Here is an 11,904-nt window from a genome sequence, read left to right as displayed (position 1 = left end):
GCGATAGAGTTAGCCACGAGAAACTATCGAGTGACTATTTCACATAACTCCGGGGGAAGACCTACACCGATGAGTGAGCCATCAATTTCCATTGCCATCAAGATGCTTGACACCGAACTGCCGGTTCCCAGCTACGCGCATCCGTCAGATGCCGGTGCTGACTTGCATGCTCGCGAGTCGCTGGTGCTGGAGCCTGGCGCCCGCGCGCTCATTCCAACGGGCATTGCGCTGGCCATCCCGCATGGCTATGTCGGTCTCGTGCATCCGCGCAGCGGCTTGGCTGCTAAGCACGGCATTACGGTTGTGAATGCACCGGGTACTGTTGACGCGGGGTACCGTGGTGAGATCATGGTCACCTTGCTGAATACCGACACGTCTGAGTCTTTCGAAGTCAGCCGAGGCGACCGAATCGCCCAGCTGGTAATCCAGAAAGTCGAGCAAGCAGCGTTCATCGAAGTCGATTCGCTGGACGACAGTGCTCGCGGTGCTGGCGGGTTCGGTTCGACCGGCGGATTCAGCTCCAAGTAAGTACCCTTGAGTGCAAGACGAGATTTTCTAAGGACACCATGATTTTCAAGCGCAAGAAAGCCCAAGACCAGCCAGTCGACGCACCAGCTGCTGAGGCAGGCCAGAGCGAGGCCGAGCCGAAAGACGGCCCATTCGACTACAGCGAGGTCGAGAATACGCAGGAATACCTTGACTTCGGCTCGATCCTGATCAAGCCAGTAGCAGGCTTGAAGGTCCGCATGGACGTTGAAGAGTCCAACAAGCGTGTCATCGCGGTGTCGCTGGAGATCGCCGAGTCGCGTATCCAGCTGATGGCTTTCTCTTCCTCGAAGTCCGAGTCGCTGTGGCCAGGCATCAGCGACAAGATCAAGAGCGATATCAGCGCCCAGAACGGCGAAATTTTCACCCGCGACGGCGATTACGGCCAGGAGCTGCTCGCCAAGGTGCCGCAGCAGCTGCCTGATGGTCGCGCCGGGCATGTCGCCCTGCGCTTTGTCGGCATCGACGGCCACCGCTGGTTCCTGCGTGCGGTCATTGGCGGCGCTGCCATTGGAGACGAAGAAGCGGCTGGCATCGTTGACGGGATCCTGCGCACTGTCGTGGTCAACCGCGGCGACAAGCCACTGCCACCGGCCGAACTCCTGCCCCTGAGTGTTCCGGCCAATGCGCAGGCCCGCCCGGCAGGCACTGAGCAGAACCCTGAGCAGAACTCTGAGCTGAAGCGTCCAGAACGCGGACCAGAGATCACCCAGATCGGCTAATGCATGTCGCTGAAGGACAAACCCGTCACTGCGCTGCTTGGCTCCTCGGGCCAAAAGCTCAGCTACCAGCGGCTGGACAGCTTGGAACAGCTGCCTGTCAAGGGCAGGGTGGAGCACACGGGCTACATCCAATCGGTTAGCTATTCCGCGCCACACGTCGCACCCACGCTGACCGCGGTGGTGGTCGACCGGCTCGGTGCGGTGTCTGCTCGTCGCGGGACTGTACCGCATGTGCGTTTGGCGTTCATGGGCCAGAAATCCGTTCCGGGAATCAAGCCGGGCGTGAAGGTGGAATACTCGGGAATGGTCGCTCCCGTGGATCAAGTTCCGACGATCTTTAATCCGCGCTACGTAATCGTGCCGGAGGCCCGCGGGTGATCCGCGCGTTCCCTCAAGGTCTTGGGAACGAGAGCATGCTGGCGCCTAACTGGAAGAAAACATGATGAACAACGACGAATCGCGTCCGGAAGATGGATCCACGCCGGAAGCAAAGTATCCAAGCTTCGCGGAAATGATTGGCTCGAACGCCAGCATCGCGCAAAATGCCGACGGCGGGATAGATCTGCTCTCCACCGTCGGTGGCGTGCGCGGAATCCTGGAAACGGTGCTTCCCGGTTTCGTGTTCATCATGGTCTTCGCGCTTACCTCCAATCTGGGCTGGGGGCTGATCGCTTCGATCAGTCTTGGCGTGATGTTCATGATCATCCGCCTAGCCAAGCGCTCGACGCTGATCCAGGCCGGTTCCGGGCTGATCGGCATCCTGATCTGCGCCTTCGCCGCACGCAATTCGGGCAATGCCAAGGACTACTACATTCCAGGGTTCTACGTATCGGCCGCCTACTTGGCGGGATTGCTGATTTCGGTGATGGCCCGCTGGCCGCTGATCGGCCTGCTCTTCGGGTTCATCCGCAATGAAGGCACCGAGTGGCGCAAGAAACCCGGGCGCTTGCGCCGCTACCAGGTGGCCACCTGGATCATCATTGCTGTTTTCGCGCTGCGCCTGGCAGTGCAGATCCCGATGTACATCGCAGATGACGTCGTGGCCTTGGGCTTGGCCCGCGCCTTGATGGGAGTGCCGCTGTATGCAGCGGGGCTCTGGTTTGCCTGGCTGGTCTCGAAGCCTGCAGCAGAAGCCAGCAACGGGACCAGCCCTCCAGCACAAGCCGTCTAGCGGGTGGCGTCGCGCAGCGTGCGGCGCAACAAGGCTTCGGCTTGCGGGGTGGTGATGAAGAAGATTTCATCGCCACCCTCAATCACATCATCGGCACTGGGCGGGAACGGCGTCTTATCGCGAACCACTGCCATCATGGTGGTGTCTTCGGGCCAGGAGATGCGCCCGATGCTGCGGCCAATCAACGCCGAATCGTGCGGGACGGTGAACTCGACCATGTAGACCTCGCCGGTCTTCAGCGTCAGCAGCCGCACCAGGTCGCCAACCTCCACGGCTTCTTCCACCAGCGCGGTCATCAGCCGCGGGGTGCTGACCGCTACATCTACGCCCCAGGCGTCATCGAACATCCACTCATTCTTCGGATTGTTCACGCGGCCTACGGTGCGCCGGATGCCGAATTCGCTCTTGGCCAGCAACGAGACCACAAGGTTCACCTTGTCATCGCCGGTTGCCGAAACGACCACGTCGTACTCTTCCAGCTGTGCCTGCTGCAAGACAGCTAATTCGCAGGCATCGCCAATCAGCCACTTCACCGCTTCCAGGTCGGCGCGCTCGGCCATTTCCGGCTGCAGGTCGATAAGCAGGACTTCGTGATGGTTGATCACAAGTTCGCGGGCAATGGAGGAACCGACCGAGCCGGCCCCGGCAATCATGACCTTCATGGGGGTGCCTCTCAGATTATTCGTTGGCCTGCGCAGCCGGCGGGCTGGCAAGGATCTTTTCGATGTCCTTGGACTCATCGAGCCGCATCATCACGTGCACCAGGTCGCCGCCCTGCAATCGGGTGCGGCTCTCGGGGATGGTGCCTTCGCCGAAGCGGGTCAGATAGGCCACTCGTACCCCGGCGGCCGCTTCCAGCTCCTTGACCAGCCGTCCATACCAGTCGCGGTGCAGGGCAACTTCGGAAAGCACCAGGCGCCCCGATGGCTCCCGGAAGTCACCGCGCATCGAATAGTCGGGCAGGATCCGGCGCAGCACCTGATCGGTGCTCCAACGGACCGCGGCCACGGTGGGGATACCCAGGCGCTGGTAGATCTCGGCGCGCCCTGGATCATAGATGCGGGCCACGACATGGGGGACGTTATAGGTTTCGCGCGATACGCGAGTGGCGAGAATGTTGGAATTATCACCGCTGGATACGGCGGCGAAGGCATAGGCCTCATCGATTTTGGCAGCTTCCAGGGTGTCCTTGTCGAACCCCATGCCGGTGACCGTGGAACCTGAGAAGCCTTTGCTCAGCCGGCGGAAGGCATGCGGGTCCTGGTCAATGACTGCCACGGAATGCCCCGCTGAATCCAGCGTGTGGGCGAGCGAGACACCGACGCGTCCGCACCCCATGATCACGAAATGTGCCACCGAGAACTCCTTGGGTCTACTGCTTGCTGCATGTCCAGTGGCGCACACAAGCTGTGTGCTCCGAATGCAACAATAGCGCTGATCGCACCCAGTTTATCGGTGGTGCAGCACCCATGTGCCTTGCACCCTGCGATAACGTTGTGTCGTGCCTGCATTATTTGACGGTCTGAAGCGGATCTTGGTGGGCCGGCCTTTCAGAACTGAACAGCTGAAAAAGAAGCCGTTGCCACCTAACGTCGCGTTGCCGATTTTCTCGTCCAGCGCCCTGTCGTCCTTGGCGTACGCGCCAGACGAAATCTTGCTGACGCTGGCCATTGCGGGCATCGCGGCCACCGCGCTTTCGCCGATGGTCGGACTTGCTGTCCTTGCCGTGCTGGTGGTGCTGGTGCTGTCCTACCGGCAATCGGTCATGGAGTACCCCTCTGGCGGTGGCGACTACGAGATCGTGAAGAAGAACCTGGGTGCGCGCCCGGGAACAGCGGTCGCCGCTGCGCTGCTGGTCGACTTCGTGCTCACCGTTGCTGTGTCCAGCTCATCAGCTGCCCTGTACCTCGCCGCCATTTTCCCTGCAGTGGCCGAGTACAAGGCTTGGGTGGCTGCTGGACTTGTCGCATTCCTCGTGGTCGGTAATCTGCGCGGCAGGGGACAAGGGCGCTGGACCCTGGCCATTCCGGTCTACCTCTTCGTGATCGGCATGCTGCTGCTGGTCGCTATCGGCGGGGTGATGGCGCTGACCGGTACCCTCGGGCTTGCCCCGAGCGCGGATTTCACGATTGTGCCGGAAGAAGAGTTTGCCAATGGGCTGCACGGTGTCGTCGGTGCATTGCTGATCCTGCGTGCTTTCAGTACGGGTTCGGCGGCGCTGACCGGTATCGAGGTCCCGATCTCGAACGTGCAGACCCTGGCCAAGCCGCGGGCCAAGAACGCGGCGCGGATCCTGCTGGTGCTGGGCCTGCTCTCCGGGGTGCTGACACTTGGCACGCTGATGCTTGCCCGTGCCACCGGCATCAAGGTCGTCGCCGACCCGCAGGCCTCATTCTTGCTGGACGGTGCGCCGATCCCTGAAGGGTTCGTGCAGGTCCCGGTCCTTGGCCAGCTGGCGCAAGCCGTGTTCGGCGATTTCACCTTCGGCCTGGTCATTGTTTCGGTGCTGACCATTGCCGTGCTGCTGCTGGCCGGAAACCAGGCCTTCAACTCCTTCCCCCTGCTGGCCAGCCATCTGGCTACCGACGGCTTCCTGCCACGCCAGCTGCGTACCCGCGGTGATCGGCTGGGCTTCTCCAACGGCATATTGTCCCTGGGCGTTGCCGCGATTGCACTGGTGCTGCTGTTCCAAGGCGATGTCACCTTGCTGGTCCAGCTCTACGTGGTGGGCGTGTTCGTTTCCTTTACGCTCAGCCAGCTGGCCATGCTCAAGCACTGGAAACGCGTGCTGGTTCCCATTGCCGACCGCAGGATCCGTGCGGCCAAGCAGCGCAAGCGCCTGCTGAACCTGGTGGGCCTGGTCCTGTCGGCGCTGGTGCTGGTGGTCGTCTTGGCCACCCGCTTGGTCCACGGCGCGTGGTTGGCCGTGCTGGGCATTGCGGTCTTGATGGTGATCATGGATTCGCTGCAGCGCCACTACCAGAAGGTTGACGACGAGCTGGCGGTGGATGAGGACGTTGCCGCCACGGCCTTGCCCTCCCGGGTGCATGCACTGGTGCTGGTCTCCACCGTGCGCAAGCCGGTGCTGCGGGCCTTGGCCTTCGCCCGGGCTTCGCGTCCCTCGAAGCTCGAAGCAATCATCGTGGATGTGGAACGAAGCAAAACCGAAAAGACCCTCCGGGACTGGGAACGCCTGCAGATTCCGGTGCCGATCACCGCCCTGGCTTCTCCGTACCGCGATATCCCCGGGGCGCTGATTGAGCATATTCGTTCCATCAAGCGTGAATCCCCGCGGGAACTGATCGTCGTGTACATCCCTGAATACGTAGTGGGCCACTGGTGGGAACAGCTGGTGCACAACCAAACCGCTTTACGAGTGAAAAACCGGCTGCACTATGAACCGGGCGTCTTGATCGCCTCGGTTCCATGGCGCTTGCTCAGTGCCTCGCATGCCCTGGGCGGCGGGCCGACCGAAGAATCCTCGGCACACCGCTGAATTCAATGCTTCTGATGAAAGACAAGATCGATGACTGAAATACCAATGCTCACCGTCCTCCTGGGCAAGATTGCCCATGGCGGCCACACCGTCGCCCGCCATGAGGGCCGCGTGATCTTCGTGCGCCACGGCATTCCCGGAGAGCTGGTGAATGTGCGCCTGACGGACAGTGCGCCGGAGGCCAAATTCTGGCGTGCCGACGTCGCCGAGGTGCTCGAAGCCAGCGAGCACCGCGTGCCTCACTTCTGGGATGCCGCTGATGCCCTGAAGCATCGTGACCCGGTGGGTGGCGCAGAGTTCGGCCACATCACCCTTGAACATCAGCGTGAGCTGAAGTCGCAGGTTGCTGCCGAACAGATGACCCGTCTGGGCGGCCTGAAGGCTGAGGACTACAACTTCCCTGCGGTGCAAGCGGTCAAGGGCTCGGCCGACGGCCTGGGCTGGCGTACCCGGATGTCCTATTCGGTGGACGCCCAGGGCAAGCTCGCGATGAGCGCATTCCGCAGCAACCAGTTGACCGGCATCGCGCAGATGCCCTTGGCCCATCCGGCTATCGAGGCCACCGGCTTGTACTCTGTGGACTACAGCGGAATCGAGCGTGTCGAGGCCGCGGTATCCAGCCAGGATGACCAGACCGTGCTGATCCTGCTGGCCGAAGCAAATGCCGGCGCCGCGGCAAAGGTGGCAAAGCAGTTCCCGGAGGGTGTCAATGTCGCCGCTTTCAGCCAGCGGGGCGGCTCGGCGGCTGACGGCAAAGGCAGCTTGCAGACGTTGGCCGGTTCGGCGTTCCTGACCGAAAAGGTACTGGGGGAGAAGTTCCGGATTACCGGTGAAGGCTTCTGGCAGGTGCATCGAGAGGCGGCCAGCCTGCTTTCCCAGCGCGTAGTTGAACTGACCGAGCCAGCCGCTGGCGAGCAAATCGCCGACCTCTATGCGGGTGCTGGCTTGTTCTCCGTCCCGTTGGCTAAGGCAGTTGGCTCCCAGGGCCGGGTCTTCTCAATTGAAGGCGCTCCGGGCACGCATGCCGATGCGAAGAAGAATCTGCGCTCCTATTCGCAGGCCACGGTGATCCGAGGCCGTGTTGAGCGAGTGTTACGGCAGGTCGCCGGGGATGCCTCCCTGGACGCCGTGGTACTTGACCCGCCCCGCACCGGGATCGATAAGCAGGTGGCTGCGGAGCTGGCTTCCATTGCTGCATCCCGGATTTGTTACGTGTCCTGCGACCCTGCGGCTTTCGCCCGTGATACCGCGCGTTTGATGGGCCGCGGCTACGAATTAGAGCATATGGAGATTCACGATTTGTACCCGCATACCCACCATATGGAGTCCATCGGGCTCTTCGTGCGCCGTTAAACACCTGAAATTGTCCGATTAGACACGAATTCGGATGAAAATTTATTCCGAGGAGTCTTTTTATGAGCTTAGGCGATAGACTGTTTTTAGCTCTGCCACGCTAGGAGCCTGACTATCTCAGTTAGGAACTCCTAACTGGAATTACAGTGTGCGTGTGCAACAGAATGAGTGTCTGGCGAGAGGAGTCCCACGTGAGCAATGTGGACAGCTTCGGTGCCAAGGGCGTACTTGACGTCAATGGAACCGAATACGAAATTTACCGACTAAATACGGTTGAAGGCTCGGACAGCCTTCCTTACAGCCTTAAGGTTCTTCTTGAGAACCTGCTTCGCACCGAAGACGGCGCGAACGTAACCAACGAGCACATCAATGCACTGGGTCAGTGGGATGCTTCGGCTCAGCCGAACACCGAAATCCAGTTCACCCCTGCACGTGTGCTGATGCAGGACTTCACCGGCGTGCCTTGTGTCGTTGACTTGGCAACCATGCGCGAGGCCGTCAAGGACCTCGGCGGTGACCCAACCCGCGTTAACCCGCTGGCACCTGCTGAAATGGTTATCGACCACTCCGTGCAGATCGACACCTTCGGTTTCGAAGGCGCTGTCGAGCGCAACATGGAGATCGAGTACCAGCGCAACGGCGAGCGTTACCAGTTCCTGCGCTGGGGCCAGACTGCGTTTGACGACTTCAAGGTCGTCCCACCAGGCACCGGCATCGTGCACCAGGTCAACATCGAGTACCTGGCACGCACCGTCATGACCCGCGAGGTCGACGGCGTATTGCGCGCTTACCCAGATAGCTGCGTAGGCACCGACTCCCACACCACCATGGTCAACGGCCTGGGCGTGCTGGGTTGGGGCGTTGGCGGCATTGAGGCCGAAGCAGCAATGCTCGGCCAGCCTGTCTCCATGCTGATCCCACGCGTTGTCGGTTTCAAGCTGGCAGGTTCGATCCCAGCTGGCGCTACCGCAACCGATGTGGTGCTGACCATCACCGAAATGCTGCGCAAGCACGGTGTTGTTGGCAAGTTCGTTGAGTTCTACGGCGAAGGCGTGGCCGCAGTGCCACTGGCTAACCGTGCAACCATCGGCAACATGTCCCCAGAATTCGGCTCGACCGCCGCAATGTTCCCAATCGACGATGTCACCCTCGACTACCTGCGCCTGACCGGCCGCAGCGAAGAGAACGTGGCACTGGTCGAGGCTTACGCCAAGGAACAGGGCATGTGGCACGATCCAAGCCGCGAGATCCGTTTCTCGGAATACCTCGAGCTGGACCTGTCCACCGTGGTTCCATCGATCGCCGGCCCGAAGCGTCCACAGGACCGCATCGAGCTGTCTTCCTCGAAGGAGCAGTTCCGCAAGGACCTGCACAACTACGTATCGGATGCCGAGGACACCCAGGGCGCTGGCCGCCCATCGGTAGCCGTCGAGGTCACCAAGGAAGATGGCACCCAGTTCACCCTGGACCACGGCCTGGTTTCGATCGCTTCGATCACCTCGTGCACCAACACCTCCAACCCTTCGGTCATGCTGGCCGCAGCCGTACTGGCTCGCAACGCAGCTGACAAGGGCCTGACCTCCAAGCCATGGGTCAAGACTTCGGTCGCACCAGGCTCGAAGGTTGTAACCGAGTACTACGAGAAGTCCGGCCTGCTGCCATACCTGGAGAAGCTCGGCTTCTTCGTTGTCGGCTACGGTTGCGCAACGTGCATCGGTAACTCCGGTCCACTGGATGCCGAGATCTCCGAGGCCATCAACGCCAACGATCTCGCAGCAACCGCAGTCCTGTCGGGTAACCGCAACTTCGAAGGCCGCATCAACCCGGACGTGAAGATGAACTACCTGGCTTCCCCGCCACTGGTCATCGCTTACGCACTGGCTGGCACCATGGACTTCGACTTCGAGACCGACGCACTGGGCCAGGACGCCGAGGGCAACGATGTCTTCCTGAAGGACATCTGGCCATCGCCGGTCGAGGTCCAGGAGATCATTGACTCGTCGATTGACAAGGAAATGTTCGCTAAGGGCTACGACGGAGTCTTCGAAGGCGACGCACGCTGGAAGGCGCTGGATACCCCAGAGGGTTCGACCTTCGCATGGGACGAGAAGTCGACCTACGCACGCAAGGCACCGTACTTCGACGGCATGACCGCAGAACCACAGCCAGTTGAGGACATCAACGGCGCTCGCGTGCTGCTGAAGCTGGGCGACTCGGTGACCACCGACCACATCTCGCCTGCAGGTTCGTTCAAGTCGGAAACCCCGGCTGGCCGCTACCTGATCGAGAACGGCGTGGATCGCAAGGACTTCAACTCCTACGGCTCGCGCCGTGGTAACCACGAAGTCATGATCCGCGGTACCTTCGCGAACATCCGCATCAAGAACCAGCTGCTGGACGGCGTCGAGGGTGGCTTCACCCGCGACTTCACCCAGGAAGGTGCTCCGCAGGCTTACGTCTACGACGCTGCAGAGAACTACAAGGCTGCCGGCACCCCGCTGGTCGTTCTTGGCGGCAAGGAATACGGCTCGGGCTCCTCGCGTGACTGGGCTGCCAAGGGCACCGCATTGCTGGGCGTCAAGGCCGTCATCACCGAATCATTCGAGCGTATCCACCGCTCGAACCTGATCGGCATGGGCGTTCTGCCGCTGCAGTTCCCAGAGGGCGAATCCGCTGATTCGCTGGGTCTGACCGGTACCGAGACCTTCGCTGTCTCAGGTGTGACCGAGCTGAACAACGGCACCACCCCGAAGACCCTGAAGGTTACCGCTACCGCACAAGACGGCAAGGTTACCGAGTTCGACGCAGTTCTGCGCATCGACACCCCAGGTGAAGCTGACTACTACCGCAACGGTGGCATCCTGCAGTACGTACTGCGCCAGATCGCCGCTGCCAACTAGCAGATCCACCTCGGCTCCGGTCGAAGCGAATCTCTAAGTAGTTCCGCATCGCGGGAAAACCTGAGACCCAAGGCAATTGCCTTGGGTCTCAGGTTTTTTAACCAGCCTTTTGCGCACTCAATTGACCATGGGTGCGGGCCGTGGATCGGGTGCGGGTGCCAACTTCCAGCACGCTGAAGCCTGACGTTTCCAACAGCAGCTCCAATTCCCCGGGCGGCCAATACCAGGCCGGGGCGACCTGGTGGCCAAAGGATTCTAGCTGATCCCCGGCAAAGAACCCGAGCAGCAGCTTGCCGCGTGGCTTGAGCACCCGGGCAAACTCGCCCAACAGCTGCGGAAGTTCGGCTGGAGGAGCATGGATTACCGAGTACCAGGCGAGCACCCCGGAGAAATGGTGGTCTTCGAACGGCAGCTGCGCCAGGTCTGCACGCAGGAAACCGGGCTTCAGGAAGTTGCGCCGTGCGAAGTCCAGAAACTCCGGAACGAGGTCAACGCCTGTAGCCGGCCGATGGGCATCGGCGATGAACTGTGTCCAATGCCCAGGCCCGCAGCCAGCGTCCAGGACCGGCCCCTCCAGCTGCCCCGCCCACGCCGCAATCAGCTCCCGGTCCTCAACCTCCGCCTGCTCGGGCGAAGCGAACAGATCGATATAGGCGCTGGCGAGACCCGAATAACTCGCTGAGACGTGACGAGGATCGAAGGAAGATGGCATACGCTCAGCTTAGCGTCGCCCGCAGGGAGCCTGGAGATCAATTGCTAGACTCGGGAATCACTTCCAGAAAACTGTTGACGGAGAGGAACTTCCGATGACGTCACCTGCCCTTGAAGATCTGCTGAATGCGGGCCAAGTGCACCAAGTGCGTTCCTGGCTCGGAGAGGCAACAGTCGTTTCGGACATGTCTTGGGGGCTGACAGACATTAAAGTCCTCCATTTGGATGCAACCGGAAAGCACTTCGTGCTCAAGACCGCGGGCGAAAGAAACCATCACATCATCCGGGAGCTGGAAGCACATCGCCGGTACACGCGTGTACTTGCCGAAGCTGGGCTGGCCGCGCGGCTGCGTTTTTCAAGCGATGCACACCGCTTGGCAGTGCTGGACTACCAGCCCGGAGAACTGTGCGTAGGGACAGAACATGAATACGCGCCGGATTCGCACCGACAGGCGGGACACGCGCTCAGGTTGCTGCACGATCAAGAACAGCGTGTTGCTCATGGCTACGAAGCCCGGCTGACGGCAAAATTCCTTCAATTGCTTGAACGCAAGCACCGCATCGGTGCTTCACGGTGCCGGCAGATCAGGGACCTGTTCACCAGCTACGAGCCTAAATCCGTGGCCGTCGTCCCAACGCACGGAGACTGGCAGCCTCGTAATTGGCTCGTAGACCAAGGAAAACTGAAAGTCATTGATTTTGGACGTTTCGATTTCCGTCCAGCTTCCAGCGACTTCGCGCGGCTCTCACTACAGCAGTGGGTGGGGCATCCGGAGCTGGAACAGGCCTTCCTTCAGGGCTACGGCTATGATCCGCGCGAAGAATTATCATGGAAAATGATGCAATTACGTGAAGGCCTGGGGACGGCCGTCTGGTCTTATGAAGTTGGAGATGAATCCTTCGAAGCGCAAGGGCTGCAAATGCTGGCCGATACGCTGGACCGCAACTAGGCTCGCACGCGAACGGGCACATGCGTTCGGGGGTAGTGAACGTCATTGCCAGGAA

General features: G+C 60.9%; 11 protein-coding genes. 8 read left to right on the top strand and 3 right to left on the bottom strand.

Annotated elements, in window-relative coordinates:
* Positions 1-69 precede the first annotated feature (69 nt).
* The 4 genes from dut (at position 70) to ACWICV_RS04500 (ending at position 2,439) form a co-directional block, all read left to right on the top strand.
* Positions 70-528, top strand: a complete 459-nt coding sequence (gene dut, locus ACWICV_RS04515; protein ID WP_400288234.1) for a dUTP diphosphatase — start codon at positions 70-72, stop codon at positions 526-528.
* 38 nt (positions 529-566) lie between these two features.
* On the top strand, positions 567-1,268 hold the full coding sequence (locus tag ACWICV_RS04510; protein ID WP_402741168.1) for a DUF3710 domain-containing protein: 702 nt from the start codon (positions 567-569) through the stop codon (positions 1,266-1,268).
* Between the two features lie 3 nt (positions 1,269-1,271).
* Positions 1,272-1,646 carry a hypothetical protein gene (locus ACWICV_RS04505; protein ID WP_400288232.1) on the top strand — a complete coding sequence of 125 codons (375 nt, stop codon included), beginning with the start codon at positions 1,272-1,274 and terminating at the stop codon, positions 1,644-1,646.
* A 61-nt stretch (positions 1,647-1,707) separates the two neighbouring features.
* A complete protein-coding gene (locus tag ACWICV_RS04500; protein ID WP_454090683.1) occupies positions 1,708-2,439 on the top strand; it encodes a DUF3159 domain-containing protein in 732 nt (243 codons plus the stop codon).
* Here the strand turns inward: ACWICV_RS04500 and ACWICV_RS04495 are convergent.
* Both ACWICV_RS04495 and ACWICV_RS04490 read right to left on the bottom strand, forming a co-directional pair.
* A complete protein-coding gene (locus tag ACWICV_RS04495) occupies positions 2,436-3,101 on the bottom strand; it encodes a potassium channel family protein (RefSeq protein ID WP_105656752.1) in 666 nt (221 codons plus the stop codon). The two genes, ACWICV_RS04500 and ACWICV_RS04495, sit on opposite strands and share 4 nt — an antisense overlap.
* Positions 3,102-3,117: 16 nt before the next feature.
* Positions 3,118-3,795 (bottom strand): potassium channel family protein, encoded by a 678-nt coding sequence (locus ACWICV_RS04490; RefSeq protein ID WP_133834263.1) that lies wholly within the window; start codon positions 3,793-3,795, stop codon positions 3,118-3,120.
* Between the two features lie 145 nt (positions 3,796-3,940).
* Between ACWICV_RS04490 and ACWICV_RS04485 the strand changes: the two genes are divergently transcribed.
* The 3 genes from ACWICV_RS04485 to acnA all read left to right on the top strand — a co-directional run bounded on the left by ACWICV_RS04485 (position 3,941) and on the right by acnA (position 10,188).
* A complete protein-coding gene (locus tag ACWICV_RS04485) occupies positions 3,941-5,935 on the top strand; it encodes an APC family permease (protein ID WP_426734040.1) in 1,995 nt (664 codons plus the stop codon).
* A 30-nt stretch (positions 5,936-5,965) separates the two neighbouring features.
* The gene (locus ACWICV_RS04480; RefSeq protein ID WP_400288227.1) at positions 5,966-7,288 is read left to right on the top strand and encodes a class I SAM-dependent RNA methyltransferase; all 1,323 of its coding nucleotides are present in this window, start codon (positions 5,966-5,968) and stop codon (positions 7,286-7,288) included.
* 191 nt (positions 7,289-7,479) lie between these two features.
* A complete protein-coding gene (acnA, locus tag ACWICV_RS04475; RefSeq protein WP_400288226.1) occupies positions 7,480-10,188 on the top strand; it encodes an aconitate hydratase AcnA in 2,709 nt (902 codons plus the stop codon).
* Between the two features lie 97 nt (positions 10,189-10,285).
* Here the strand turns inward: acnA and ACWICV_RS04470 are convergent, their stop codons facing one another.
* The gene (locus tag ACWICV_RS04470) at positions 10,286-10,900 is read right to left on the bottom strand and encodes a class I SAM-dependent methyltransferase (RefSeq protein WP_400288224.1); all 615 of its coding nucleotides are present in this window, start codon (positions 10,898-10,900) and stop codon (positions 10,286-10,288) included.
* Between the two features lie 184 nt (positions 10,901-11,084).
* Between ACWICV_RS04470 and ACWICV_RS04465 the strand changes: the two genes are divergently transcribed.
* Positions 11,085-11,849, top strand: coding sequence for a phosphotransferase (locus tag ACWICV_RS04465; RefSeq protein WP_400288222.1), 765 nt, complete (start codon positions 11,085-11,087; stop codon positions 11,847-11,849).
* Positions 11,850-11,904 lie beyond the last annotated feature (55 nt).

It is taken from the genome of Glutamicibacter sp. NPDC055354, from assembly GCF_053644955.1.
Note: the sequence above shows the minus strand (reverse complement) of the source record. Positions and strands in the feature narration are given on the sequence as shown.

Bases quoted from the DNA above. Each gene is read 5' to 3' on its own strand.
- dut (WP_400288234.1), top strand. From the start codon at position 70: ATGAGTGAGCCATCAATTTCCATTGCCATCAAGATGCTTGACACCGAA.
- ACWICV_RS04510 (WP_402741168.1), top strand. From the start codon at position 567: ATGATTTTCAAGCGCAAGAAAGCCCAAGACCAGCCAGTCGACGCACCA.
- ACWICV_RS04505 (WP_400288232.1), top strand. From the start codon at position 1,272: ATGTCGCTGAAGGACAAACCCGTCACTGCGCTGCTTGGCTCCTCGGGC.
- ACWICV_RS04500 (WP_454090683.1), top strand. From the start codon at position 1,708: ATGATGAACAACGACGAATCGCGTCCGGAAGATGGATCCACGCCGGAA.
- ACWICV_RS04495 (WP_105656752.1), bottom strand. From the start codon at position 3,101: ATGAAGGTCATGATTGCCGGGGCCGGCTCGGTCGGTTCCTCCATTGCC.
- ACWICV_RS04480 (WP_400288227.1), top strand. From the start codon at position 5,966: ATGACTGAAATACCAATGCTCACCGTCCTCCTGGGCAAGATTGCCCAT.
- ACWICV_RS04470 (WP_400288224.1), bottom strand. From the start codon at position 10,900: ATGCCATCTTCCTTCGATCCTCGTCACGTCTCAGCGAGTTATTCGGGT.
- ACWICV_RS04465 (WP_400288222.1), top strand. From the start codon at position 11,085: ATGTCTTGGGGGCTGACAGACATTAAAGTCCTCCATTTGGATGCAACC.